The organism is Curvibacter lanceolatus ATCC 14669 (assembly GCF_000381265.1).
Lineage (GTDB): Bacteria > Pseudomonadota > Gammaproteobacteria > Burkholderiales > Burkholderiaceae_C > Curvibacter > Curvibacter lanceolatus.
Genome location: NZ_KB906271.1, coordinates 87,427 through 113,486, shown reverse-complemented (window position 1 = coordinate 113,486; position 26,060 = coordinate 87,427). Strand labels below are relative to the sequence as shown.

Genomic DNA, 26,060 nt, shown 5'->3' with positions numbered 1-26,060 from the left:
GCCGCAGCGGCGCGGGCGGCAGCGGCTTGGCGTTCCTTCGCTTCTTTGCTGATCTCACTCCCTGACTCTCGTAAGGCAGAACCATGCGACACCTTTACAACATTCTGGGCGCCGATGGCGCCATCCTGAACACCGTGGTGGCCGACGATGCGTTTGTCACCGAACACCATGCGGGGCGCTTCGAGTTGCTCGGGCCCGCACCCGATGACCCGGTGGTGGCTGTGCCCCGGCATGTGGCGGTGGGCAGCTTCTTCGATCGCTTCGGCCCCGCCAAATGGGCCATCCTGGCCGACCCGAGCCCTGCGGTGCAGGCCCTGGTCAAGGACTGCTCGGTGCGGGGCTTCATTGATCTTGACCGTGCTGACCTTCCCGCGGCTCTTGCCCTGCTGGTGCAAGCAGGCCACGCGGTCGACGTGGAGAAGATCCTGGGTGCCCCGGTGCAAGCAGGGGAGCGGCCATGAACCAAAAGGCGTCTCAACGGGTGTACCTCCTCATGCTGCTGCCCGTGGTGGCCCTGGCGCCATTGGCGGCCCTGGTGCGTTACCTCTGGGCCGTGGCCACGAACCCGGGCCGGGCCTGGGGCATTGCGCGGGCATTTGATCGGGTGTTCAACGTCGCGGCCAATGGCGATGAGCGCGAGACCGTGAGCAGCCGGGCGGCCCGGGCACGGGATGAGGGCAGGGCGTGGGGCTGCGTGCTGTGCCGGCTGCTGGACCGGCTCGATGCGGGCCACTGCGACCAGGCCAAGGGGGTGTGATGCTGGACGAGCAAACCTTACCTGCACCGGTCGCTTCCCCAGCCACCGAAGCCGAGCGCCTGGCAGCCGTCGAGGCCGAGCTCCAAACCATCCGCGTTCGCCTGGCCACCGGGGACGAGACCATGGCCAGCCTTCGGGCTGACCTGGCGGAGAACACCAGCGCCACGATCCGCACCGAGTCCAACACCGCCGAAATCGTGGAGTTCTTCGGGGCCATGAAGGGCGCCTTCAAGGTGCTGAACTGGATCGGCGCCCTGGCCAAGCCCATCACCGCGCTGGTGGCGCTCGCTGCCGTCACCTGGGGCGCCTTCCTGACCATCAAAACAGGGGCTCCTCCCAAATGAACGACCTTCTCAAGAAACGCCTGATCCAAGCCGCCAGTGGCGGCGCCATTGCCCTGGCTGGTGTGCTGGCCACCTGGTACGAGGGCCGCCGCTTCACGCCGTACCGCGACCCGGTGGGCATCCTGACGGTGTGCGAGGGCATCACGGGCAAGGACGTGGTGCTGGGCAAGACCTACACGCCGGCCGAGTGCGACGCGCTGCGCGACAAGCACCTGCGCATCGCAGATGCTGCCGTGTCCCGCCAGATCCGGGTGCCGCTCACGCCCTGGCAGCGGGCCGCCCTGATTGACTTCACCTACAACCTGGGCGAAGAGGCGCTCGCCGGGTCGACCCTGGCTCGCCTCTTCAATGCGGGGCAGGCCCAGGCCGGGTGCGAGCAGCTCTCGCGTTGGGTCAAGGCCCGGGTGCAGGGCGAGTTGGTGACCCTGCGCGGCCTGGTGGACCGGCGCGGGGCGGAGCTGGAGGTGTGCCTCGGCCAACTGCAGGAGGTCGCCCATGCTCGATAGCGTCAAAAGGGCCTCTCTGCAGGTCCTGGTGCTTGCGTTGGCCAGCACTGCGGCTGTTCAAACCTGGCGCCTTCGTGGGGCGCAGCTCGAGGTGGCTGAGGCTCGGACCCAGCAAGCCACCCAGCAGGCTGAAAACGAACGCCTGGCCCGTGTGGCCTCAGAAACCAACCGTCAACTGGAGCGGCAATACCGTGATCAAGTCTCTGAAATCGAAACCCGGGCCCAGGCCGATCTGGCGCAGTCCCGCGTGGCTGTGGACCGTGCCCGTGATGCTGGCCAGCGGCTGCAGCGCGAGCTTGCCGCCTACGTCGAGCGTCAGCGTGCCAGCGCCTCAGCGGCCGCCGCTGCCGGCCAGTGCCAGGCAGACGCAAGCCCCGCCGTCGATTTGCTTGCCGAGCTGTTCAGACGCGCTGATGAAAGAGCGGGAGAGCTGGCGGCAGTGGCTGATGAAGCCCGAGTGAGGGGGCTGGCCTGTGAGGCCGCATATGACATGCTGAATTCCCCTGGAGGATAGCCCTTGACGGCGCTCGCCTTTTTCTGAGCTCCAGAAGTACAAATCGGGCGAATGTTGTGGGAAGACCAGAACCGAGGGCGTGATAGCTTCACCTAGGCAGGTCGACAGCCAGTGTCTCGTAGTAGTTGTTGGCTAGTTCGATGTGATCACCGGGATAAACCGTCATGCCCTCTAAATACCCCAATTGAGTGGGATGTCGCCAAGTTAAATTCACTGTACGTCGATTGACAGATCCCAAGGCCCCACTGGTAACAGTCAGGGTGGCGGGCACATCTTGTTTCACGGTCGTATTGATGACCAGTACATAGCCGGGCCCTGTTGCTGCCTTACGAAACGCCACTGTAGCGGGAAATGCTTCAGCCATGGCGTTTGAAACGGTACCGAACGAAATTGCCGCGATGGCGGCAGTCAAGAAAGCTCTCTTCATTGTCTTGATACATCCAAGATACGGAGCTCAAACCATACCAGGATGCGATACCGATGCGGTGCTGTTTGTCGATGTTTTTTCCTCTCCCATGCCTTTGGAGAAGGGTTGAGAGTCTGTCAACATCGTATGCATGTCACCTGACTGACGGTTGACCCAAAGATTGCTTGCGCCTTCTGTGGTAGGTGGTCAGAACTCGGCCGAGAACGATTTGAATCTGGCGGAAAAGAAGCCCAGGATCAGTCCGACAACCTTGACGGTAGATAGCGACGATTGCGGTCGCTCCACTGCGCACACTCAAGCCACGCCGTCCCTGTGTCATCGAGGGCTACTGGGTGATTTTTATTGCCTTCAGTTTTGTTGCTGCCTTTTCTATCCTCTTTTTTTTGCGCCTCTTACCCTCTTGAATCATCTGACTCTCACCATAACGTCCATTGATTATGTAGTATGTTTCCGTGAGGGATCGATATTCTGAGAGGAAGGAATCGAAAGCGGCGTGCAGCTCTTTGGCCCACTCCAGTCTTTCTCCATCGTCTGAGAAGAAGCGGGTGATGGCGTCGTTATCATTTTTAAGGTGAAAGGTGTCGTTACGCAGTTTTCGTAAGTCGTCGGCATGCCGCTTTACTAACTTCCCTATTTTTCCGCACTTAGTAGTTAGTTCATGGAATATTGTGGGTCGCTTGTGTTTAAGAAGAAGCCAGATATTAATAGTTTCAAATCCTTCAATTGTTGTGTTTAAATAGCTGAGCCAAGAAAGGAGGTAAACCCTAAACTTGAGTGAATTAGAACTATTGAGTTCACCATTTTTTGTCCAGAGAGCATCAATTGATCTGTAGTGATCGAGCATTAGGTCTGCTGATGTAAAACATTGCGAGGACAGCATCTGTATGCTGTCATGGTTCCAATGGGGTAAGCCACAACCTGTTGTCAAGGTGGCTGCCACTTTTGAACCCAGTAGTTTCACTGAGTCAACTACGTGGCAGAAGGTGGGCGTTGACGCAACAAGCGTACCTTTCTCGAGAGCATTCAAAAAGCATTCGGCGAGAGCTTGCTTTGTTTCGAATCCATAAGATTTCAATCTTTTTTGTGAAAAGTCCCATAGCCGCCATTCATCGATTCCGTCAATCTCACCTCTTTTGCCAAAATCAAAATCTACCTCGCCTTCTGGTAGGTAAATTCGACAACCGAATCCATGTTTAAAGTATCTGATGCCATCTTTCAACTCTCCATGAGCAGGAATTTTGAGCTCAAGCCATTCGGTGTTGCTGGATGGTATCTCTATTCCAGACTTCGACATCTGAAGGACGGAGAAATTGACTGCTGCTTGATAATCTGAAATCAGCTGCGCAAGTTGACTGTTCATTGTTGCTGGCTTTTTTGGGTAGGCGACGGCTTGGAGGTGAGGTGAATGGCGATGTCAAAAGATTCTAGGATCATTTGGGTGGGCCTGTGAAGAATTATCGTAAATTCATCGGGGGTGGCCTGTGATTTTAATATTTGAATTATGATATCGAGGGTTATGCTGAAAATGATGTTCTGGTTTGTGTGATTGCATGCGCTAGCATTTGAAATTTTGATCCCGACGTTCCAGTGCGTACATGCAGTTGCAACCATCGGTATAGGCATATGTTGCTTGTGAATTGGAGTTGAACTGCTGTTGGCGGAGGTTGCACTCATGCTTACGGGGACCTGCTTTTGAATGTGGTACCTTCTGGTGAGTGCGCCCAACTACTGGTAGGGGTTGGCATGAACGAGTCGATCGTTTCGATTCCTTTAGAACTGGTCGGGAATTTAACAAAGGGGAAAGCAATTGGTATTGCCTGATGTGGCACGAGTGGTGCTGGAAGATGCTTTGCGGTTGTTTGATGCCAATCTGCGGCCATTGCCTCAGTGGAGCGGCTGGGAATCTAGTGCAAGTCAAAAGTTTGCTCTTGTGCATCTCGGGCTTCGGTACCCGCCGAAGAAAATCATCTCGATGGCGACCAGTGTACCGGTAGGCAGTTTTTCGGGGGGGCGCCAATCAAACGAATACCTCAAGGCTCGCGGCTTCGAAGTTGTGGCTATTGAGCATGCGGTAGTTGGTCCGCTGGAGGCCCCAAGATTTGTAGTCGGAAGGGTCTATGACCGCCTACCTGACATCAACGTGCCATATGGTGGCAGTCGTCAGAGTGGCATTTCTCCGTCTAGTCGAACGCCGGCAATATTCTTGTTCACTGGCGACTCGGGTGAGCAGTACGGCTATCGCGATGCGTTTGATGCCGACGGCGTGTTCTCCTACACCGGCGAAGGGCAGGTCGGTGATATGCAAATCACTAAAGGCAACCTCTCGATCACCAATCATGCCCGGGATGGTCGCGCGCTGCATGTGTTTGAGTCCCTCGGGAAGGGTAAGGGGCAGAAATACGTCGGAGAATTCACCTACGTGAACCACAACTTTCAACGTGGCCTAGATCGAGAGGGGAACGATCGACGGACCATCGTGTTCCATTTGGTCCCGGTAGGTAGGGAGATCGATGAAGTGCCACTTGATGTAGTCGACGAAATTCCCTTGAGTTCACCGATGCCGGATCTAACGGACGCCCGGAAGCGAGCTCTATCGGCGTTTGGTGCCAATGAGGGAGGTGGTGGCAAAGAGGCAAAGAAGAAGCTGTATGTTCGCAGCAGAGCTGTTCGTGACTATGTCCTGCTCCGCTCGCGCGGCGAGTGTGAGTCCTGTCACGAACCTGCGCCATTCAAGCGCGTCGATGGCTGCCCTTACCTTGAGCCGCACCATACGACGCGCGTTTCTGATGGGGGGCTGGACCATCCCCGGTTTGTTGGTGCGATCTGTCCGACCTGCCATCGAGAGATTCACCATGGCCTCGATGGCAACCGACGCAACGCCGAGTTGACGGAGTACTTGGCCGAGATCGAGCCCCTCAATTGAGGCCCTAGGGTATTCATGGGGCAACTCGGTCGAGCCATTTCCAGCCAGCGTACCTGTCCCCGGCTTGTCTCAAATGGGTATATCGCTTCAAGCTGCTCCACGACCGATGCCCCGACACACTCGCTACCCGAGGAATGGTCCAGCCCATCTCAAACAGCCTGCTGACTCCCTCATGTCGCAGATCATGAAAATGCAGATCCTCAATTCCGAGCAGGGCGCAAGCCCGGGTGAATGAGGCGCTGACCGATTCGGCGTTGTAAGGCCAGATGACGCCATCGGTCTTGGGTTGCAGCTCGATCAATTTCAAGGCCTCGGGTGTGAGGGTGACGCGCACGTCATTGCCGATCTTCTCTCCGGGGTTCTTCATGTCTCGCACGATGATTTCCAAGTTGGCCCGATCAAGGTCCTTGCCCTGCAGGCGGGTGATCTCCTCCTGGCGCCGGGTGCTGAAGATTGCGAAGGGGATCAGCCGGGTCATGGGGATGATGTCCTTGCGCTTCAACTCGGCGGCTTGGTAGTGGGTCATCAATCGGTCGAGTTCGTCGAGGGTAGGGCGGCGGGTGCGTTGTCTTGACCTTCCGGTCACTCCCAGCTTGGTGAGTACGGTGCGAGCGTCATCAATGGCCTGCTTTTCCAGGGGGTAGCCCCAGGCCGGCTTGGCCACGCTTATGACGGCGGCCAGGTGGGAGAGGTAGTTGCCGCGGGTTGAGGGCTGGGCCTCGATCGACTGGGCGAATCTGACCAGTTCCTGGCTGGTGATCTCGGAGCATCGCAGTTCGCCAATTGGGGCATTGCGGATAGTGCGTAGCACCTGATCCTTTGTCTTGCCATGGGGCCGCAGGGTGTCGGCGCAGTATTGGTCGATCACATCCTTAAGCATCGGGTCGCTGGGCTTGACGAGTGCCCCAGGTACCGCCAGCTCGGTTTCACGCTTCTTCAGCCAAGCTTGAGCTGCAGGTTTGCGGTCAAAGGTCTGGGCCTCGGTGTAGATGACCTTGCCGCCGTCTTTCAGCCGGATCTGGGCTGTGTGACCCACCGAACCGTCTTTTCTCTTGCGTGAGACAATTGAGCCCATTGTCAGTGCTACATGAAGTTTTTGTAGCACTAAATGTAGCACTGGCAGCCCAAAAAGACCCCAAAAACAGGTAATTCAACGTGAATCAGACAGGCACCCCAGGTGACGTTTTCAGAGGAGAACAGCCCTCCCACAGCATGCACCGGCTGAGTGTCGCGCCGATGATGGATTGGACCGACCGCCATTGCCGTGTCCTGCACCGCCTGATCACCCGCCACACCTTGCTCTACACCGAGATGGTGACCACGGGCGCCTTGATCCATGGCGATGTGGCGCGGCATCTGCGCTACCACGCTGAAGAGCACCCGGTGGCCTTGCAGTTGGGCGGCAGTGAGCCGGCGGATCTGGCGCACTGTGCCCGCTTGGGCGAGCAGTGGGGCTATGACGAGATCAACCTGAACTGCGGTTGCCCCAGCGAGCGGGTGCAGCGCGGGGCTTTTGGGGCCTGTTTGATGGCCGAGGCCGGTCTGGTGGCTGATGGAGTGAAGGCCATGCTGGATGCTGTGCAGCGTGTGCCGGTCACGGTCAAGCACCGCATCGGCATTGACCGCATCGAAAGCTATGAGTTTGTGCGCGACTTTGTAGGCACAGTGAGCGAGGCGGGGTGCAAGGTGTTCATCGTGCATGCGCGCAACGCCTGGTTGAAGGGGCTGAGCCCCAAAGAGAACCGCGAGATTCCGCCGCTGCGCTATGAGATGGTCTACCGGCTGAAGCAGGAGTTTCCGGGCCTGACGATTGCGGTCAATGGGGGCATCACGCTCAACGAGCAGGTGCAGGCCCATCTGGAGCAGGTGGACGGTGTGATGGTGGGGCGTGAGGCCTACCACAACCCCTGGGTGATGGCCGATTGGGACGAGCGCTTTTGGGGGGCCGAGCCCAACGCGCAGACCCGCGAAGATGTGGAGCGCCTGATGTGCGACCACATGGCGCGCGAGCAGGCCGAGCACGGCACGCCGTGGCACACCATGGCCCGGCACATGCTGGGCCTGCGCAATGGCCTGCCGGGGGCGCGGCGCTGGCGCCAGGTCTGGAGCGACCACCGTCTGCGCGTCCACACGCCCCATGAGGTGATGGCGTTGGCTCACGCGGGCGCCGAGGCGGCCAGCCCGGTCTGATCCGGGTCCTGTCAAATCAAAGGATCGACCCCGTCTAGAGGGGGGAGTGGCCCGGCCCTGGCGCAAGGGGCGGGCGGCCGCATCAGGCCACGTCAGGCTGCGGCTTCGAGCCCGTTGCTGAAGTGGGCGCGCATGCGCTGGGCGGCGGCATGGCCGTCGCGGCCCGTGATGGCGGCGGTGATGTCGCGGTGCTCTTGCAGTGATTCGGCAATGCGGCCGCGCTTGAGCAGCGAGTTGTGGCGGTTCAGCTTCATGACCTTGCGCAGGTCGGTCACCATCTGCAGGCGCCAGCGGTTGTCTGCGATCTCCAGGATGCGCAGGTGGATGCGCTCGTTGAGCTGAAAGAAGCGCTCGCGGTCGTCCGCGGCTTTTTCAAGTTCGTCGTGCAGGGCCTGGATCTCTTGCATCTGGGCGGGCGTGGCGTGGTCGGCCACCTCGCCGGCCGCATCGCTTTCGAGCAGGCTCAGCAGGTGGTAGACGTCGCGCAGGTCTTTTTCATTCACCTCGGTCACATAGGCGCCACGGCGCACCTTCATGGTCACCAGGCCTTCGGCGGCCAGCACCTTGATGGCCTCGCGCAGCGGCGTGCGGCTGATGCCGAATTCTTGCGCGATCTTCAGCTCGTCGATCCAGCTGCCGGGTTCGAGCTCGCGCTGGAAGATGCGCTGGCGAAGGAGCTCGGCCACTTCTTCGTACAGGGCTTTGGGCGTGAGGGTGAGGGCGGACATGGCGCAGATTGTAAGGTGCGTGGAATATTTTGAATCAATAATTATGAATGATGTAAACTGCTGGATTAAGCAGGGATACCCTGAGCCAACACCCCAAGCCCCTTCGGAGAAGCTTTCGTCATGAGTGATTCCCAGTCTGCCAAGCCGTCCCACCCTGAATTTGCCGCCAGCTCGCTGGAAGCCTGGGCCAAGGCTGCCGCCAAGTCGGCCCCCGGGGGTGACGTGAATGCCTTGAACTGGATGACGCCCGACGGTATCAGTGTGAAGCCGTTGTACACGGCGGCCGACACGGCCGACCTGCCGTACGCCAACACCTTGCCGGGTTTTGAGCCTTTCCTGCGCGGCCCGCAGGCCACGATGTACGCGGTGCGCCCCTGGACGATCCGCCAGTACGCTGGCTTTTCGACCGCCGAAGAGTCGAACGCCTTCTACCGCAAGGCCTTGGCCGCTGGCGGCCAAGGCGTGTCCGTGGCCTTTGACCTGGCCACCCACCGCGGCTACGACAGCGATCACCCCCGTGTCACGGGCGACGTGGGCAAGGCCGGCGTGGCGATCGATTCGGTCGAGGACATGAAGATCCTGTTCGACCAGATCCCGCTCGACAAGGTGTCGGTCTCCATGACCATGAACGGCGCCGTGCTGCCGGTGCTGGCCGGCTATGTGGTGGCTGCCGAAGAGCAGGGCGTGAGCCAGGACAAGCTGTCCGGAACCATTCAGAACGACATTCTGAAAGAGTTCATGGTGCGCAACACCTACATCTACCCGCCGCAGCCGTCGATGAAGATCATCGGCGACATCATCGAGTACACGGCCCAGAACATGCCGAAGTTCAACTCGATCAGCATCTCGGGCTACCACATGCAAGAGGCCGGTGCCAACCAGGCGCTGGAGTTGGCCTTCACCCTGGCCGACGGCAAGGAGTATGTGAAGACCGCCATCGCCAAGGGCATGGATGTGGACGGGTTTGCCGGCCGCCTGAGCTTCTTCTGGGCCATCGGCATGAACTTCTACCTCGAAGTGGCCAAGATGCGGGCGGCCCGCCTGCTGTGGTGCCGCATCATGAAGGGCTTTGACGCCAAGAACCCCAAGAGCCTGATGCTGCGCACCCACTGCCAGACCTCGGGCTGGTCGCTGACCGAGCAAGACCCCTACAACAACGTGGTGCGCACCACCATCGAGGCCATGGCCGCGGTGTTTGGCGGCACGCAAAGCCTGCACACCAACAGCTTTGACGAGGCGATTGCACTGCCCACCGAGTTCAGCGCCCGCATTGCGCGCAACACCCAGCTGATCATCCAGGAAGAAACCCACATCACCAACGTGATCGACCCCTGGGCCGGCAGCTACATGATGGAAAAGCTGACCCAGGACATGGCCGATGCCGCCTGGAAGATCATCGAAGAGGTCGAGGCCATGGGCGGCATGACCAAGGCCGTGGACAGCGGCTGGGCCAAGCTCAAGATCGAGGCGGCCGCCGCCGAGAAGCAGGCCCGCATCGATTCGGGCAAAGATGTGATCGTGGGCGTCAACAAGTACAAGCTCAAGACCGAAGACGCGATCGACATCCTGGAGGTGGACAACGTCAAGGTGCGTGACGGCCAGATCGAGCGCCTCAAGCAGATCCGCGCCACCCGCGACAGTGCGGCCGTGCAGGCTGCGCTGGACGCCCTGACGGCCGCGGCCGAAAGCGGCAACGGCAACCTGCTGGAGCTGGCCATCCAGGCCATCCGCCTGCGCGCCACGGTGGGTGAGGTGTCGGATGCGCTCGAAAAGATCTACGGCCGCCACCGTGCCGACACGCAGAAGGTGACCGGCGTCTACGCCGCCGCCTACGACTCGGCCGAAGGCTGGGACAAGCTCAAGAGCGAGATCGCCGCCTTTGCCGACGAGCAGGGTCGCCGCCCGCGCGTGATGATCGCCAAGCTGGGCCAGGACGGCCACGACCGCGGCGCCAAGGTGGTGGCCACGGCCTTTGCCGACCTGGGCTTTGACGTGGACATGGGCCCGCTGTTCCAGACCCCCGAAGAATGCGCCCGCCAGGCCATCGAAAACGACGTGCACGCCGTGGGCGTGTCCACCCTGGCCGCCGGCCACAAGACGCTGGTGCCGGCCATCATCCAGTCGCTCAAGGACCAGGGCGCCGACGACATCATCGTGTTCGTGGGCGGCGTGATCCCCAAGCAGGATTACGACTTCTTGTACGAGGCCGGTGTCAAGGGCGTGTATGGCCCGGGCACCCCCATCCCGGCCAGCGCCAAGGACGTGCTGGAGCAGATCCGCAAGGCACAGCAGGGCTGAAGCGCATGAGCCATGTCGCAGTTCGCATGGACCCGGCGCTGGAGCGCGAGGTCGATGAAGCGGCCCGCAGACTGGGCCTGTCGAAGTCGCAGTACATCGTGATGGCCGTCGAGCGCTCGCTGGGGCGCCGACCGGCCCACCCGGTGCGGCACCAGGCCGCGGATGCCTTGGCCTCCCTGCGCCTGAGCGCGCAGCGTGGCGTCAAGCTCGGTGCCGAGGGTTCGCCGCTGCAGAAGAAGCTGCAAGCCCTGCTGCGCGCCCGCCTGTTGACCGACAGCGCCCAGGGCACGCCCCGGCCTGCCGACCCCGGTGCGGCCCAGGACTGAGCCCTTTGTGGCTGCCCGCGTTTGAAGCGCCCCTTTTTCACCTTTGACCCCCACCATGCAGACCCCTTTGCTTGAAGGCATCCTGAGCGGCTCCCCTGCGGTGCAGCGGCGTGCCATGGCCAAGGCCATCACGCTGCTGGAATCCACCCGGGCCGACCACCGGGCCCAGGCCGATGAGTTGCTGACGGCCATGCTGCCGCACACCGGGCGCTCGTTTCGCCTGGGCATCAGCGGCGTGCCCGGCGTGGGCAAAAGCACGTTCATCGAGGCGCTGGGCCTGTACCTGATCGGCCAGGGCCACCGCGTGGCCGTGCTGGCGGTCGACCCCTCCAGCACCGTCTCGGGCGGCTCCATCCTGGGTGACAAGACCCGCATGGAGCACCTGTCGGTGCACGAGCGCGCCTACATCCGCCCCAGCCCCAGCAGCGGCACCCTGGGCGGCGTGGCCGAAAAAACCCGCGAGGCCATGCTGGTGTGCGAGGCGGCCGGCTATGACGTGGTCATCGTCGAGACCGTGGGCGTGGGCCAGAGCGAGATCGCCGTGGCCGGCATGACCGACATGTTCGTGCTGATGCAACTGCCCAATGCCGGCGACGACCTGCAGGCCATCAAGAAAGGCGTGATGGAGATCGCCGACCTGGTGGTCATCAACAAGGCCGACATCGACGTGCATGCGGCCACCCGGGCCCAGGCCCAGATCACCTCATCGCTGCGCCTGCTGGGCCTGCACGGCAACCCCGAGCACGCCCACCATGACGAGGCCTTGTGGCACCCGCAGGTGGTGCAGCTCAGTGCCTTGCTGGGGCAGGGCGTGGATGCCTTCTGGGCCGCGGTGAGCGAGTTCCGCCGCTTGCAGGGTGCCAATGGGCGCCTGCAGTCGCGCCGCCAGAGCCAGTCGCTGGCCTGGATGTGGGAGCGCATCGACGCCGGCCTCAAGCAGGCCTTCCGTGCCCACCCGCAGGTGCAGGCTCTGCTGCCCCGCTTCACCGACGAGGTGGCCCAGGGGCTGTTGCCCGCCTCCACCGCGGCGCGTCAACTGCTGGCGGCCAGCCGCCACAGTGGCTGAGCCCCTGCAGGCTTTCCAGTTCAACTGATCCAACCGATCCAACCCCCTCATTTCCAGAATCCATCCGGAGCAAAGAGAGAAGACACCATGCAAGACATCCTGGCGCAACTCGAAAGCAAGCGCGCAGCCGCCCGACTCGGCGGCGGGCAAAAGCGCATCGACTCGCAACATGCCAAAGGCAAGCTGACCGCGCGCGAGCGCATCGAGCTGCTGCTGGACGAGGGCACGTTTGAAGAGTGGGACATGTTTGTCGAACACCGCTGCGCCGATTTCGGCATGGCCGACAACAAGATCCCGGGTGACGGCGTGGTCACGGGCTACGGCATGATCAATGGCCGCCTGGTCTTCGTCTTCAGCCAGGACTTCACAGTCTTCGGCGGTGCCTTGTCCGAGGCCCATGCCGAGAAGATCTGCAAGATCATGGACCAGGCCATGAAGGTGGGTGCCCCGGTGATCGGCCTCAACGACTCGGGTGGTGCGCGCATTCAAGAGGGTGTGGCCTCGCTGGGCGGCTATGCCGACGTGTTCCAGAAGAACGTGCTGGCCAGCGGCGTGATCCCGCAGATCAGCATGATCATGGGCCCCTCGGCCGGTGGCGCGGTGTATTCGCCCGCCATGACCGATTTCATCTTCATGGTGAAAGACAGCTCGTACATGTTCGTGACCGGCCCCGAAGTGGTGAAGACCGTGACCCACGAAGAGGTGACGGCCGAAGAGCTGGGCGGTGCCGTGACCCACACCACCAAGAGCGGTGTGGCCGACATGGCCTTCGAGAACGATGTGGAGGCCCTGCTGATGCTGCGCCGCCTCTACAACTACCTGCCGCTGAACAACCGTGAGAAAGCCCCCGTGCGCAAGAGCGGCGACCCGGTGGACCGCCAGGACAAGAGCCTGGACACCCTGGTGCCCGACAACCCGAACAAGCCCTATGACATGAAGGAGCTGATCGTCAAGACCGTGGACGATGGCGACTTCTTCGAACTGCAGCCCGAGTACGCCAAGAACATCATCATCGGCTTTGCCCGCATGGATGGGCAGACCGTGGGCATCGTGGCCAACCAGCCCCTGGTGCTGGCCGGCTGCCTGGACATCAAGAGCTCGATCAAGGCCGCGCGCTTTGTGCGCTTCTGCGACGCCTTCAACATCCCGGTGGTGACCTTTGTCGACGTACCCGGCTTCATGCCCGGCACCAGCCAGGAGTACGGCGGCATCATCAAGCACGGCGCCAAGCTGCTGTACGCGTACGCCGAGTGCACCGTGCCCAAGATCACCGTGATCACCCGCAAGGCCTATGGCGGCGCTTACGACGTGATGGCCTCCAAGCACCTGCGTGGCGACGTCAACTTTGCCTGGCCGAATGCCGAGATCGCCGTGATGGGCGCCAAGGGCGCGGTGGAGATCATCTTCCGCGAAGACAAGGGCGACCCGGTCAAGCTGGCCGCCAAAGAGGCCGAGTACAAAGCCCGTTTCGCCAACCCCTTTGTGGCAGGTGCCCGTGGCTTCATCGATGACGTGATCCTGCCCTCCGAGACCCGCAAGCGCATCTGCCGTTCGCTGGTCATGCTGAAGGACAAGAAGCTTGAGAACCCGTGGCGCAAGCACGGGAACATCCCGCTCTGATCACCGCCACGACGAAGAAGGAATCCGAACATGTTTAAAAAAATCCTGATTGCGAACCGGGGCGAAAACGGTTGCGCAGCAAACGTTTCTGCAAATTGCTTGACGCACGCAGTGCGTGCAGGCGAATTCACCACGAAGGGAGCTGCCCGTGTTTAAGAAAATCCTCATTGCCAATCGTGGTGAAATCGCCTGCCGTGTGATTGCCACCGCCAAGAAGATGGGCATCGCCACCGTGGCGGTGTACTCCGAAGCCGACAAGGAAGCCCGCCACGTGGCGCTGGCCGACGAGGCCGTGCTGCTGGGCCCGGCGCCCAGCCGCGAGAGCTACCTGGTGGCCGACAAGATCATTGCCACAGCCAAGGCCACGGGCGCCGAGGCCATCCACCCCGGCTACGGCTTTCTGAGCGAGAACGAGGCCTTTGCCAAGCGCGTGGAAGACGAGGGCATGGCCTTCATCGGCCCGCGCCATTTCTCGATCGCCGCCATGGGCGACAAGATCGCCTCCAAGAAGCTGGCCAATGAGGCCAAGGTCAACACCATCCCGGGCTACAACGACGCCATCAGCGGCCCCGAGCAGGCGGTTGAGATCGCCAAGGGCATCGGCTACCCCGTCATGATCAAGGCCTCGGCCGGTGGGGGGGGCAAGGGCTTGCGCGTGGCCTTCAATGACAAGGAAGCCTTTGAGGGCTTTGCCAGCTGCCAGAACGAAGCCCGCAACAGCTTTGGCGATGACCGCGTGTTCATCGAGAAGTTTGTCGAAGAGCCGCGCCACATCGAAATCCAGGTGCTGGGCGACTCGCACGGCAACGTGATCTATCTGAACGAGCGCGAGTGCTCCATCCAGCGCCGGCACCAGAAGGTGATCGAAGAGGCCCCGAGCCCCTTCATCAGCGACGAAACCCGCAAGGCCATGGGCGAGCAGGCCGTGGCCCTGGCCAAGGCCGTGAAGTACCAGAGCGCGGGCACGGTCGAGTTCGTGGTGGGCAAAGACCAGAGCTTCTACTTCCTCGAGATGAATACCCGCCTCCAGGTGGAGCACCCGGTGACCGAGTGCATCACCGGGCTGGACCTGGTGGAGCTGATGATCCGCGTGGCCGCCGGCGAGAAGCTGCCCCTGACCCAGGCCGAGGTGAAGCGCGACGGCTGGGCCATCGAGTGCCGCATCAACGCCGAAGACCCGTTCCGCAACTTCCTGCCCTCCACGGGCCGCCTGGTGCGCTTCCAGACCCCGCCGGAGACCATGTTCCAGAGCAACACCGACAAGCTGTTCGGCGTGCGCGTGGATACCGGGGTGACCGATGGTGGCGAGATCCCGATGTTCTATGACTCGATGATCGCCAAGCTCATCGTGCATGGGCGCGACCGCAACGACGCGATCGCCAAGATGCGTGAAGCCCTGAACGGCTTTGTGATCCGCGGCATCAGCAGCAACATCCCCTTCCAGGCCGCCTTGCTGGCGCACCCGAAATTCGTGTCGGGCGACTTCAACACCGGCTTCATCGCCGAGAACTACGGCAAGGGTTTCTTCGCCGAAGACGTGCCGCACAGCGACCCGGCCTTCCTGGTGGCCCTGGCCGCCTTCCAGAACCGCCGCTACCGCCAGCGCGCCTCGGGCATCACCGGGCAGATGGAAGGCCATGGCGCCAAGCTGGGTGAAGACTTCGTGGTGGTGGTGCTGGACAAGGCCGGCCAGCACGTGCACTACCCCGTGCAGGTGACCGAACTGGATGCGCTGACCAGCACCGTGAACGTGGACGGCAAGGGCTACCAGTTCAGCAGCGGTGCCCGTCTGGGCGCGATCCGCATCGAGGGCCTGGTGAACGGTGCCGCCTTCACCGCCCAGGTGGAGCGCGGTTCGGGCAAGAACCCGCTGGCGCTGCGTGTGTCGCACAACGGCACCCAGATCGAAGCCCTGGTGCTGTCGCCGCGTTCGGCCGAGCTGCACAAGCTGATGCCTTACAAGGCGCCGCCCGATCTGAGCAAGTTCCTGCTCTCGCCCATGCCCGGCTTGCTGGTGGATGTGGCCGTGCAGCCCGGCCAGACCGTGCAGGCCGGTGAGAAGCTGGCGGTGATCGAGGCCATGAAGATGGAGAACATCCTGTTTGCCACGCAAGACGGCGTGGTGGGCAAGATTGCGGCCACCAAGGGCGAGTCGCTGGCGGTGGACCAGATCATTCTTGAGTTTGTCTGAGCGGAGGCTTGAGCCATGAACCGACCCTTCAAAGTGCTGGGCATCCAGCAGATCGCCATCGGCGGGCCTGACAAGACCCGGCTGCAAAAGCTCTGGGTGGACATGCTGGGCCTGACCCTGACCGGCACCTTCAAGAGCGAGCGCGAGAACGTGGATGAAGACATCTGCGCCATCGGCGAGGGGCCGTTCAAGGTCGAGGTCGACCTGATGCAGCCCATGGACCCGGACAAGAAGCCGGCCGTTCATGCCACACCGCTGAACCACGTGGGCTTGTGGATCGATGACCTGCCGGCGGCGGTGGATTGGTTGAGCGCCCAAGGCGTGCGCTTTGCCCCCGGCGGTATCCGTCGCGGCGCGGCCGGCTTCGACATCACCTTTTTGCACCCCAAGGGCAACGAGGAGTTTCCGATCTCGGGCGAGGGCGTGCTGATCGAACTGGTGCAGGCCCCGCAGGAGGTGGTGAAGGCCTTTGCAGCGCTGGCGGCATCACCCTCGGTCTGATCGCGCGTAGCGCCTGCAGGCGCAGAGTTCAAAAGCCATCCACCTGCGTGGGTGGCTTTTTTTTACACCGAAGCAGCACCTCAGATTCCATAGAAACAGATTTAATTGATAAAAAAACACTTGAATTTCATTTGAGATCGCAATTTAATCACTGAACGCGGGTTTGTCCTGAGAGTTTGGCTCAGGTTCTGTCAGTTTGGACACAGGCTCGCATTACAAAATCCGACCATCTAAAAAGTGACAGCACACCAAGGGGACACATTGCAATGAGAACGCTTTCTTTCTGGGGACCCGGTGTGGCCTTGATGTCGCGCATGCGCCTGCCGGCCAAGTTGCTGTTGCTCTCCGCCATGCTGCTGGTGCCCTTGTTGCTGGTGTGCGTGCAGTTGTTGCAGCGCTTTCATGACGATATCCAGTTCATTCAGGGGGAGCAGGCCGGTGTTCAGGTGCTGGCGCCTGTGGTGCGACTGGTGACTTTGACGCAGACCCACCGGGGGCAGATGAACATCCTGCTGTCGGGCAATGCGTCGGTCACCCCTGCGTTGGAGCAGACGGCCGAACGTTTGAAGCAGGCCATGGCCGAGGTGCATGCCGCCGTGCAAAGCCAGGGTGCCTTGAACATGAACAGCACCTGGAGCCGCATCCAGCCTCGTCTTGAGCGACTGCCTCAGTTGCGCCAAGGTGCCGCAGCGGCGAGCTTTGCGGAGCATTCGGCGGTGATCGACGACTTGCGCCGCATGGCCTATGAGACGGCCGAACACTCCGGCCTGCTGTTTGACCCCGACCCGGTGACCTACCTGCTGATCGACATGAGCGTGTCGCGCGTCATCCCCTGGACAGAGCGACTGGGTCTGGTTCGCGGCAGCGGTGCGGGCCTGCTGACCCAGGCACAGCCCTCTGCGCTGAGCATCGGGCGCATGCACATGATGCTGGACAACCTGGGAGGGGAGCTGCGGGATGTCGAGTTTGCCCTGCAGACCCTGCAACGGCGCCAGGCTGATCTGGGCCCGGTGGGCGAAACGCTGGCCAGCAGCAATGATTTTGCACGCCTGGCCCGGCAGGCTTTCCCGGCCTCGGGTGAACTGAGCGAGCCACGCCTGCAGGCCAGCGATTTCTTTGCCAGTGGTACCAAGGCCATTGGTGACGCCCAGGCCCTGGGCAACAAGGTCTTGGGCACCATTGGCAGCCTGCTCCAGGATCGCGTGAGTACCCTGACCCTGCAGCGCAACACGGCGCTTGGGGTCACGGTGCTCGGCATTGCCTTGTTGTTGTACCTGCTGGTGTCGTTCTACCGCAGCTTTGTGCTGAGTTTCCGCGCCATGATCGATGTGATGCACCACTTGGCCGAGGGCAATCTGCAGGTCAAGCTGGCCGTGCAGGGGCGCGATGAGTTGGGTGAGCTGGCCCAGTTGATGCGGGCCATGTCGCAGACCCTGTCGGGCATGGTGGCCGATGTGCGCAGCAACTCGGCCCTGGTGTCCCATGCCGGCGGCAGCCTGGCGGTCAGCAGCAAGGACTTGTCGGACCGCACCGAGCAGCAGGCCGCCAACCTCGAACAGACGGCGGCCAGCGTCGAAGAGCTGGCCAGCACGGTGGAGCACAACGCGGGCATTGCCCAGCAGGCCAACGCCCGCGCGGCGCAGGTGCGTGACGATGCCGAGTCGGGGGCCTCGGCCATGTCGCGTGCCGTGGCCTCTGTCGAGGGCATGCAGCAAAGCGCCCACAAGATGAGCGAGATCATCGGTGTGATCGACAGCCTGGCCTTTCAGACCAACATCCTGGCGCTCAATGCGGCCGTGGAGGCGGCTCGGGCGGGTGAGCAAGGTCGCGGCTTTGCCGTGGTGGCGGCCGAGGTGCGGTCGCTGGCCCAACGCTCGGCCGCTTCGGCGCGCGAGATCCGGCAATTGATCAGTGCGTCGTCCGAGCAGGTGGAGGGCAGTGTTTCGCTCATTCGCGCCGCGGGCGCCAGCATCGGCAACATCACCGAAGGCATTCGCTCGGTGGCCAGCAGCATGGCCGAAATCTCGGCCCTGAGTACCGAACAAAGTGCCAGCCTGAGCGAGATCACCCTGGCCATTCAGCAACTGGACCAGATCACCCAGCGCAATGCCCAGATGGTGGAGTCCTCGGTGCAGGAGACCTCTTTGCTGGAGCACCGGGCTGCCACCTTGTCGGCCTCGGTGGCCTCTTTCGCCCTGCAGCAGGGCACTGCCGAAGAGGCCGAGGCCTTGGTGCAGCGTGCTGTGCAGTTGGGGCAGGGGATGTCGGTGGATCAACTGATGCGCCAGATCACCGATCCGGCCCAGCCCTTCCATGACCGTGACATGTACGTGTTTGTGCTGGACGAGGCGGGGGCCTACCGGGCCTTTGGCGGCAATCCGGCCAAGGTGGGTAGCAACGTGAAAGACATCCCGGGCATCCAGGGCGAAGTGCTGCTCAACAACATCATCGACCGGGCGCGGGCGGCGCCGGGTTGGGTCGAGTACGACATCACCAACCCCGCCACAGGGCGCATGCAGACCAAGATGTCTTTTGTGCAGGCTTTGCCGCAGCCCGGGCTTTACATCGGGTGCGGGGTCTACAAATCACTGGCCGCTGCCTGAGCCTGCGGGCTCAGTGGCGAAGGGGGCTCATTCTTCGCCGCTGCTGCCTGGGTTGCGGCGGGCGCGCGCCTTTTGCAAGGCGGCTTCGATCAGCGCGCGTTTGCGTTCCAGCTGCGTGGGGTCGCTCAGGCGCGAGTGGGCACTGATGTCCTGGAGCTTGGCCTGGGCTTCGGCCTGCAGGCGGGCATCGTTCTCGGCTTTTTCGCGGGCCTGCCGGGTTTGATGCTGGCGGTACCGTTGCAGGGCGACTTGCGCCTCGGCCTCTGACCAGGCGGCCCAGCCGGTGCGTTCGCCGCTGACCACCTCGAGCTCGATGCAGTCCACCGGGCAGACCGGAATGCACAGTTCACACCCGGTGCACCAGGGCTCGATCACGGTGTGCATCTGCTTGTTGCTGCCCAGGATGGCGTCGGTGGGGCAGGCCTTCAGGCACAGGGTGCAGCCTATGCACCAGGCCTCGTCGATGAAGGCGACGGTGCGCGGCCCCTCGGTGCCGTGTTCGGCGCTCAGGGGCAACATCGGCCGGGCCGTGATGGCGGCAAGCCGGGCCACGCCTTCAGCACCGCCGGGCGGGCATTGGTTGATGCCCGCCTCACCTTGCGCCACAGCGGTGGCATAGGCCTCGCAATCAGGGTAGCCGCAGCGGGTGCACTGGGTCTGGGGCAGCGCCGCATGTAGGCGCGAGATCAGATCCTGCACCGTGCAATCAACCCTTGGCAGAAGGCCCGCGTGCGGCCTTGCTGGACGACGGCTTGGCGCTGCCACCGGTCGTTTTGGCACGCGCCGTGGGTTTGGCGCTGGCTTCTGCCACAGCCTTGGCGGGCGTGCTGACCTTGGCCGGCGCACTGACCACAACCGCTTTGCTGACCGGCTGCGCGGCGGCCGTTGCGGCGCTTTGGTGGTCGAGGATGAAACGCTTCACGGTGGGGTACACCACCTCGCGCCAGCGGCGGCCACTGAAGATGCCGTAGTGGCCCGCGCCCTTGGCTTCCAGGTGCTTGCGGTGGGTGGATTCGATGCCGCTGCACAGGTCGTGGGCGGCGGCGGTCTGGCCCGAGCCCGAAATATCGTCCAGCTCGCCTTCGACGGTCAGCAGAGCGGTGTTGCGGATGTCTTGCGGACGCACGCGTTCAACCACACCCTGTTCATTGCGCACATCCCAGGTGCCCTTGACCAGCTTGAAGTCCTGGAAGACGGTCTGGATGGTTTCCAGGTAGTAATCGGCATCCATGTCGAGCACGGCGTTGTACTCGTCATAGAACTTGCGGTGGGCTTCGACGCTGGCGTCGTCGCCCTTGATCAGGTCCTTGAAGTAGTCGTAATGGCTGGTGGCGTGGCGGTCGGGGTTCATGGCCACAAAACCCGTGTGCTGCAAAAAGCCCGGGTAGACGCGTCGGCCAGCCCCTGGGAAGTTGTGCGGCACGCGGTAGATCACATTGTTCTCGAACCACTCAAAGCTCTTGTTGGTGGCGAGGTTGTTCACCGAGGTGGGCGACTTGCTGGCATCGATGGGGCCACCCATCATGGTCATCGACAGCGGGATCTGTTCCTTGCGCGAGGCCATCAGCGACACGGCGGCCAGCACGGGCACGGTGGGTTGGCACACGCTGATCACATGGCAGTTGCCATAGGTGGTCTGCAGGTGGCGGATGAACTCCTGCACGTAGTTGATGTAATCGTCGAGGTGGAATTCACCTTCGCTCAGGGGCACCAGGCGGGCGTTCTTCCAGTCGGTGATGTAGACCTTGTGGTCTTTGAGCATGGTGCGCACGGTGTCGCGCAGCAAGGTGGCGTAGTGGCCCGACAAAGGCGCCACGATCAGCACCACGGGCTGGCCCTTGAGCTTGGTCAGGGTGGCCGGGTCGTCCGAGAAGCGCTTGAAGCGGCGCAGTTCGCAAAACGGCTTGTCGATCTCGACGCGCTCATGGATGGCCACACCCACGCCATCCACATCCACGGTGGTGATGCCGAACACCGGCTTTTCGTAGTCTTTGCCCAGGCGGAACAGCAGGTCGTAGCCTGCAGACACGCGCTGGGCCATGGGGGCCTGGCTCAAGGGCGACAGCGGGTTGCTGTAGAGCTTGGAGGCAGCCTGGGCGAAATCGGCAAACGGCTCCATCAAGGAGCGTTGGGTTTCATAGAGCTGATAAAGCATGGGGCGACCTGAGATCGTTATGTTGCACTGCAGCAAATATACCAGCGATCGGGTAGTCTTGTCTGGAGTGAAAACACCAATATTGCGTCAAATTTCTCTGTAGGGAACTGTTCTGTTGGTCTCGAATCTGCTCCAGATGAACTGCCCATTGAGCGCGCCATGAAGCGCAGAACCTGTTTGTCGGCCTTTGCTGGCCTGAGCGCCTCGGCGCCCTTGTTGTCATGGTCGGCCGCGGCTTCGGCATGGTCGGCCCTGCCCGCGACGCCCCGGATGCCCGTGCTCTTTCTAGGCCACGGCAGCCCCATGAACGCCTTGGGCGACAACGCCTACAGCCGTGCCTGGGCTCAGCTGGGGGCGGAGTTCGGGCGCCGTTACCCGAAGCCGAACTTGATCCTATGCATCTCGGCCCATTGGCTGACCGATGGCTTTTGGCTGACCGCCATGAGCCGGCCACGCACGATCCACGACTTCGGTGGCTTTCCGCAGGCCTTGTTCGATCAGCAGTATCCGGCGCCCGGTGCTCCCGCCTTGGCCAAGGTGCTGCGCGATGGAATTTTGACACCGGAGTTGCAACTTGATCCGGATCGTTGGGGCTTTGACCATGGCACCTGGTCCGTTCTCAAATCCATGTTTCCGCGGGCGGACATCCCGGTCATTCAATTGAGCATGGACTACGGGCGTCCCGCATCCGAGCACTTTGCCTTGGGTCGGCAACTGAGTGCCTTGCGTGAGCGTGGCGTGTTGATCGTGGGCAGCGGCAACGTGGTGCACAACCTGCGTGCCACCCGACGCGATGCGCCGGCCACCCAGGCTTACGATTGGGCGCGTGAGTTCGATGCCTGGGTGCAGGGCCATCTGCAGCGCGGCGAACTGGATGCCTTGGTTGACTTCCAGGGGCAGGGAGAGGTGGCCCGTCTCGCGCATCCCACCCATGAGCATTACCTGCCATTGCTGTATGCCGCAGGGGCGGCCAAGCGCAGCGAGATGCCGCGTGTGTTCAATGCCGATTTCCAATCGGCTTCGATTTCGATGCGCTCGGTCGTCTGGGGCTGATTCAGCCAAGAAAAAACCGCCCGAAGGCGGTTTTTTAGAAGGGGCAGGGGCTTGGCGGAGAGCTCGGCCCCTGCAGATTCAGCGTCTTCAGATCACCTTGGCAATCGCCTGGCAGACGTAGTCGATGTTCTTGCTGTTGAGCGCTGCCACGCACATGCGGCCGGTGTCGGTGCCGTACACACCGAATTCGCTGCGCAGGCGCACCATCTGGTCCTTGTTCAGGCCGGAGTAGCTGAACATGCCGATCTGGGTGGTGATGAAGCTCATGTCTTGCTGTACACCGGCGGCCTTCAGGCCGTCCACCAGCTTTTGGCGCATGGCCTTGATGCGAACACGCATCTCGCCCAGTTCCTTTTCCCACAGGGCGCGCAGTTCAGGGTTGCCCAGCACGGCAGCCACCACAGCACCGCCGTGGATGGGCGGGTTGGAGTAGTTGGTGCGGATCACGATCTTCAGCTGCGACAACACGCGCGAGGCCTCTTCCTTGTCGGAGCACAGCACCGACAGGGCGCCCACGCGCTCGCCGTACAGGCTGAAGCTCTTGGAGAACGAGGTGGAGACGAAGAAGCTCAGGCCGGCGGCCACGAACTTGCCGATCACAGCGCCGTCTTCGGCAATGCCGTGACCGAAGCCTTGGTAGGCCATGTCCAGGAAGGGGGTCAGGTTCTTGGCCTTGACAACGGCAATCACCTGGTCCCATTGGGCGGCGGTGATGTCGTAACCCGTGGGGTTGTGGCAGCAGGCGTGCAGCACCACGATGGTGCCGGGGGCGGCGGCGTTCAGCGAAGCCAGCATGCCTTCAAAGTTCACGCCACGCTTTTCAGCGTCGTAGTAGGCGTAGCTCTCGACCGTGAAGCCGGCGTTGGTGAACAGCGCGCGGTGGTTCTCCCAGCTCGGGTCGGAGATCAGCACCTTGGCATCGGGGCTGACCTTCTTCAGGAAGTCGGCGCCGATCTTCAGGCCGCCGGTGCCGCCAATGCCTTGCACGGTGGCCACGCGGCCCGAGGTGACGGGCTCGCTGTCGGCGCCGAACACCAGGCTCTTCACGGCGGCGTCGTAGGCTGCGATGCCGTCGATGGGCAGGTAGCCGCGCGCTGCCGGCTTTTCCATCATGGCCTTTTCAGCCGCTTGCACGCATTGCAGCAGGGGCAGCTTGCCGTTGTCATCGAAATAGACGCCCACGCCGAGGTTGACCTTGTTGGGGTTGGTGTCGGCTGCGAATTGCTCGTTGAGGCCCAGGATCGGATCGCGAGGAGCCATCTCGACGGCAGTGAAGAGAGACATGAAAGAAGTCCTTGAAGGTTGTCAGTAGCGTCAATCGGCCGCCTCGGTTAGGCTGGCGGATTGGTTTGAATTTTAGCCGCAGGCCGCCACCTGGGTTGTCCAGGGCGGCTTGGCAGCTGTCACGACGGCCTTTTCCACTTTTCAAGCATGCCCATGTCTGAACCCACCGAAGTTGATCATCCCGATACCGCGCCGGCACACCAGGGCGAGTTTGTGTCTTTCCCCGGCTCGCCCTTTGAGCTGTTCCAGCCCTACCCGCCAGCGGGTGATCAGCCCACCGCCATCAACCAGTTGGTTGATGGCGTGCTAGACGGCGAGGTGTTCCAGACCTTGCTGGGGGTCACAGGGTCGGGCAAGACCTTCACGATGGCCAATGTGATCGCTCGCCTGGGGCGGCCGGCCATCGTGTTTGCGCCCAACAAAACCCTGGCGGCGCAGTTGTACAGCGAGTTCCGCGAATTCTTTCCGAAGAACGCGGTGGAGTACTTCGTCAGCTACTACGACTACTACCAGCCTGAGGCCTATGTGCCGCAGCGCGACCTGTTCATCGAAAAAGACTCGGCCATCAACGAGCACATCGAGCAGATGCGGCTGTCGTGTACCAAAAGCATCATCGAGCGGCGTGATGTGGTGATCGTGGCCACGGTGTCGGCCATCTACGGCATCGGCGAGCCTGAGAGCTACCACCGCATGGTGATGACGCTGCGTGTGGGCGACAAACTCGGCCAGCGTGACATCATTGCGCAGCTGATCCGCATGCAGTACCAGCGCAACGAGATGGAGTTCTCGCGCGGCAAGTTCCGTGTGCGGGGCGACACCATCGACATCTTTCCGGCCGAGCACAGCGAGTTGGCGATCCGCATCGAGTTGTTTGATGACGAGATCGAGACACTGCAGTTGTTCGACCCCTTGACGGGACGCATTCGGCAGAAGATCCCGCGTTTCACTGTCTACCCGTCCAGCCACTATGTGACCCCGCGGGATCGGGTGCTGGCCGCGGTGGAGACCATCAAGGAAGAACTCTCCAGCCGCCTCAAGGAGCTGGTGGGCATGGGCAAGCTGGTCGAAGCTCAGCGGCTGGAGCAGCGCACTCGTTTCGACTTGGAAATGCTCAGCGAGGTGGGGCATTGCAAGGGCATCGAGAACTACACCCGGCATCTGTCGGGCGCCGCGCCGGGCGAGCCGCCTTCCACACTGACGGACTACCTGCCCAAGGACGCCATCATGTTCCTGGACGAAAGCCACGTGCTGATCGGCCAGTTGGGCGGCATGTACAACGGCGACCGGGCACGCAAGACCACGTTGGTCGAATACGGTTTTCGCCTGCCCTCGGCGCTGGACAACCGGCCCCTGAAGTTCGAGGAATTCGAAAAGCGCATGCGCCAGATCATCTTCGTGTCGGCCACCCCGGCCAACTACGAGATCGAGCATGCCGGCCAGGTGGTGGAGCAGGTGGTGCGCCCCACGGGCCTGGTCGACCCCGTGGTCGAGGTGCGCCCTGCCACCCATCAGGTGGACGATGTGTTGCAGGAGATCCGCATCCGGGTCGAGAAGAACGAGCGGGTGCTGATCACCACCCTCACCAAGCGCATGGCCGAGCAGTTGACCGATTACCTGTCGGACAACGGCGTCAAGGTGCGCTACCTACACAGTGATGTGGACACCGTTGAGCGTGTCGAGATCCTGCGGGATCTGCGCCTGGGCGTGTTCGATGTGCTGGTGGGCATCAACCTGCTGCGCGAGGGGCTGGACATCCCGGAAGTGTCTCTGGTGGCCATTCTGGATGCCGACAAGGAAGGCTTCCTGCGTGCCGAACGCTCGCTGATCCAGACCATCGGCCGTGCCGCTCGCAATCTGAATGGGCGCGCCATCCTGTATGCCGACCGCATCACAGAGTCCATGCGCAAAGCCATGGGCGAGACCGAACGCCGGCGCCTCAAGCAGATCGCCTACAACGAAGCGCACGGCATCACACCGCGAAGCATTGTCAAGCAGGTCAAAGACCTGATTGACGGCGTTTACAGCGAAAAAAGCGGGCGTGAAGCCGAGAAGCTGGAACAGTCTGCCTTGCAAAAAGCCCGCGTCGAAGAGATGGGCGAGAAGGATATTGCGCGCGAAATCAAGCGCCTCGAGAAGGAAATGCTGGAACACGCCCGCAACCTCGAGTTCGAGAAGGCGGCCCAGGCGCGAGACCAGTTGGCATTGCTGCGGGAGAGGGCTTTCGGGGCGGCAGGCTCAGACAACGTGGTCGTTCTGCCTTTGCGAAAGTAGTCAGGAACTCTGTGGGGGCAAGCCCGTTCAAACATCGAGTCTGCCCTTTGCCTGGGCGTAAGAAACCGGTGGTCAGGAGCCCGATTTGTTTGTACTATTGACCCAATTGATTGAATTGTGACTGATCGGTATTTTTACCTGACTGTTTAATTTGGCCTTAGTGATATACTTGACGCAAACAGTCAAGAACCCAGAACGATGAAGGGCCGGCCCCAAGAGCCGGATAACGGGGTGAGGACGGAGCCTGCGGCATACCCTGCCACGAGGTATTTGAAACAAGACCAAGCCTGACGAAGGAGCTTG

Annotated in this window: 23 protein-coding genes; 16 read left to right on the top strand and 7 right to left on the bottom strand. The window is 61.9% G+C overall.

Annotation, left to right across the window (positions count from 1 at the left end):
- Nucleotides 1-83: 83 nt before the first annotated feature.
- From F624_RS0124790 to F624_RS0124770, 5 genes are read left to right on the top strand one after another with little or no spacing between them, the layout of a single operon-like run.
- Complete coding sequence (locus F624_RS0124790) at nucleotides 84-461, top strand: hypothetical protein (protein ID WP_019577076.1); 378 nt, start codon at nucleotides 84-86, stop codon at nucleotides 459-461.
- Nucleotides 458-757 (top strand): hypothetical protein, encoded by a 300-nt coding sequence (locus tag F624_RS0124785; protein WP_043426653.1) that lies wholly within the window; start codon nucleotides 458-460, stop codon nucleotides 755-757. The genes F624_RS0124790 and F624_RS0124785 overlap by 4 nt, the downstream gene beginning before the upstream one ends.
- Entirely contained in the window at nucleotides 757-1,101 is a 345-nt protein-coding gene (locus F624_RS0124780) for a hypothetical protein (protein ID WP_019577074.1), read from the top strand. Before F624_RS0124785 ends, F624_RS0124780 begins: the two co-directional genes overlap by 1 nt.
- Nucleotides 1,098-1,607 (top strand): lysozyme, encoded by a 510-nt coding sequence (locus tag F624_RS0124775; RefSeq protein WP_019577073.1) that lies wholly within the window; start codon nucleotides 1,098-1,100, stop codon nucleotides 1,605-1,607. Before F624_RS0124780 ends, F624_RS0124775 begins: the two co-directional genes overlap by 4 nt.
- Nucleotides 1,597-2,121, top strand: coding sequence for a DUF2514 family protein (locus F624_RS0124770; RefSeq protein WP_019577072.1), 525 nt, complete (start codon nucleotides 1,597-1,599; stop codon nucleotides 2,119-2,121). The genes F624_RS0124775 and F624_RS0124770 overlap by 11 nt, the downstream gene beginning before the upstream one ends.
- A gap of 88 nt (nucleotides 2,122-2,209) precedes the next feature.
- Here F624_RS0124770 and F624_RS35085 read toward each other — a convergent pair whose 3' ends face one another.
- Both F624_RS35085 and F624_RS35560 read right to left on the bottom strand, forming a co-directional pair.
- A complete protein-coding gene (locus tag F624_RS35085; RefSeq protein ID WP_157443629.1) occupies nucleotides 2,210-2,533 on the bottom strand; it encodes a hypothetical protein in 324 nt (107 codons plus the stop codon).
- Between the two features lie 340 nt (nucleotides 2,534-2,873).
- Nucleotides 2,874-3,908 carry a DUF6896 domain-containing protein gene (locus tag F624_RS35560; protein WP_211224176.1) on the bottom strand — a complete coding sequence of 345 codons (1,035 nt, stop codon included), beginning with the start codon at nucleotides 3,906-3,908 and terminating at the stop codon, nucleotides 2,874-2,876.
- A 447-nt stretch (nucleotides 3,909-4,355) separates the two neighbouring features.
- Between F624_RS35560 and F624_RS36025 the strand changes: the two genes are divergently transcribed.
- Nucleotides 4,356-5,471 (top strand): HNH endonuclease, encoded by a 1,116-nt coding sequence (locus F624_RS36025; protein ID WP_031256183.1) that lies wholly within the window; start codon nucleotides 4,356-4,358, stop codon nucleotides 5,469-5,471.
- A gap of 13 nt (nucleotides 5,472-5,484) precedes the next feature.
- Here the strand turns inward: F624_RS36025 and F624_RS0124760 are convergent, their stop codons facing one another.
- Nucleotides 5,485-6,546 carry a site-specific integrase gene (locus F624_RS0124760; protein ID WP_019577070.1) on the bottom strand — a complete coding sequence of 354 codons (1,062 nt, stop codon included), beginning with the start codon at nucleotides 6,544-6,546 and terminating at the stop codon, nucleotides 5,485-5,487.
- Between the two features lie 80 nt (nucleotides 6,547-6,626).
- Here F624_RS0124760 and dusA point away from each other — a divergent pair, with 80 nt between their 5' ends.
- Nucleotides 6,627-7,661 carry a tRNA dihydrouridine(20/20a) synthase DusA gene (dusA, locus tag F624_RS0124755; protein WP_281170953.1) on the top strand — a complete coding sequence of 345 codons (1,035 nt, stop codon included), beginning with the start codon at nucleotides 6,627-6,629 and terminating at the stop codon, nucleotides 7,659-7,661.
- Nucleotides 7,662-7,753: 92 nt separating this feature from the next.
- On the opposite strand, the gene F624_RS0124750 is transcribed toward dusA, so the two are convergent.
- The gene (locus tag F624_RS0124750) at nucleotides 7,754-8,389 is read right to left on the bottom strand and encodes a GntR family transcriptional regulator (protein ID WP_019577068.1); all 636 of its coding nucleotides are present in this window, start codon (nucleotides 8,387-8,389) and stop codon (nucleotides 7,754-7,756) included.
- A 120-nt stretch (nucleotides 8,390-8,509) separates the two neighbouring features.
- On the opposite strand from F624_RS0124750, the gene scpA reads away from it, so the two are divergent.
- The 7 genes from scpA to F624_RS36415 all read left to right on the top strand — a co-directional run bounded on the left by scpA (nucleotide 8,510) and on the right by F624_RS36415 (nucleotide 18,994).
- Complete coding sequence (gene scpA / locus F624_RS0124745; RefSeq protein ID WP_019577067.1) at nucleotides 8,510-10,687, top strand: methylmalonyl-CoA mutase; 2,178 nt, start codon at nucleotides 8,510-8,512, stop codon at nucleotides 10,685-10,687.
- Nucleotides 10,688-10,692: 5 nt separating this feature from the next.
- Complete coding sequence (locus tag F624_RS0124740; RefSeq protein WP_157443628.1) at nucleotides 10,693-11,013, top strand: hypothetical protein; 321 nt, start codon at nucleotides 10,693-10,695, stop codon at nucleotides 11,011-11,013.
- A 55-nt stretch (nucleotides 11,014-11,068) separates the two neighbouring features.
- The gene (gene meaB / locus F624_RS0124735) at nucleotides 11,069-12,079 is read left to right on the top strand and encodes a methylmalonyl Co-A mutase-associated GTPase MeaB (RefSeq protein ID WP_019577065.1); all 1,011 of its coding nucleotides are present in this window, start codon (nucleotides 11,069-11,071) and stop codon (nucleotides 12,077-12,079) included.
- Between the two features lie 87 nt (nucleotides 12,080-12,166).
- The gene (locus F624_RS0124730) at nucleotides 12,167-13,699 is read left to right on the top strand and encodes an acyl-CoA carboxylase subunit beta (RefSeq protein ID WP_019577064.1); all 1,533 of its coding nucleotides are present in this window, start codon (nucleotides 12,167-12,169) and stop codon (nucleotides 13,697-13,699) included.
- Nucleotides 13,700-13,847: 148 nt separating this feature from the next.
- Nucleotides 13,848-15,890: an acetyl-CoA carboxylase biotin carboxylase subunit gene (locus F624_RS0124725; RefSeq protein WP_019577063.1), complete on the top strand. Its 2,043-nt coding sequence runs from the start codon at nucleotides 13,848-13,850 to the stop codon at nucleotides 15,888-15,890.
- Between the two features lie 15 nt (nucleotides 15,891-15,905).
- On the top strand, nucleotides 15,906-16,391 hold the full coding sequence (locus F624_RS0124720) for a VOC family protein (RefSeq protein WP_019577062.1): 486 nt from the start codon (nucleotides 15,906-15,908) through the stop codon (nucleotides 16,389-16,391).
- 266 nt (nucleotides 16,392-16,657) lie between these two features.
- Nucleotides 16,658-18,994 carry a methyl-accepting chemotaxis protein gene (locus F624_RS36415; RefSeq protein WP_337955958.1) on the top strand — a complete coding sequence of 779 codons (2,337 nt, stop codon included), beginning with the start codon at nucleotides 16,658-16,660 and terminating at the stop codon, nucleotides 18,992-18,994.
- Nucleotides 18,995-19,021: 27 nt separating this feature from the next.
- Here the strand turns inward: F624_RS36415 and rsxB are convergent, their stop codons facing one another.
- Nucleotides 19,022-19,693: an electron transport complex subunit RsxB gene (gene rsxB, locus F624_RS0124710; protein ID WP_019577060.1), complete on the bottom strand. Its 672-nt coding sequence runs from the start codon at nucleotides 19,691-19,693 to the stop codon at nucleotides 19,022-19,024.
- A gap of 7 nt (nucleotides 19,694-19,700) precedes the next feature.
- On the bottom strand, nucleotides 19,701-21,149 hold the full coding sequence (locus F624_RS0124705) for a polyhydroxyalkanoate depolymerase (RefSeq protein ID WP_019577059.1): 1,449 nt from the start codon (nucleotides 21,147-21,149) through the stop codon (nucleotides 19,701-19,703).
- A 159-nt stretch (nucleotides 21,150-21,308) separates the two neighbouring features.
- Here F624_RS0124705 and ygiD point away from each other — a divergent pair, with 159 nt between their 5' ends.
- On the top strand, nucleotides 21,309-22,202 hold the full coding sequence (gene ygiD / locus F624_RS0124700; protein ID WP_031256181.1) for a 4,5-DOPA-extradiol-dioxygenase: 894 nt from the start codon (nucleotides 21,309-21,311) through the stop codon (nucleotides 22,200-22,202).
- Nucleotides 22,203-22,289: 87 nt separating this feature from the next.
- On the opposite strand, the gene F624_RS0124695 is transcribed toward ygiD, so the two are convergent.
- On the bottom strand, nucleotides 22,290-23,486 hold the full coding sequence (locus tag F624_RS0124695) for an amino acid aminotransferase (RefSeq protein WP_031256180.1): 1,197 nt from the start codon (nucleotides 23,484-23,486) through the stop codon (nucleotides 22,290-22,292).
- Between the two features lie 153 nt (nucleotides 23,487-23,639).
- Here F624_RS0124695 and uvrB point away from each other — a divergent pair, with 153 nt between their 5' ends.
- Nucleotides 23,640-25,757, top strand: a complete 2,118-nt coding sequence (gene uvrB / locus F624_RS0124690) for an excinuclease ABC subunit UvrB (RefSeq protein ID WP_043426650.1) — start codon at nucleotides 23,640-23,642, stop codon at nucleotides 25,755-25,757.
- The last annotated feature ends 303 nt before the right edge of the window (nucleotides 25,758-26,060 follow it).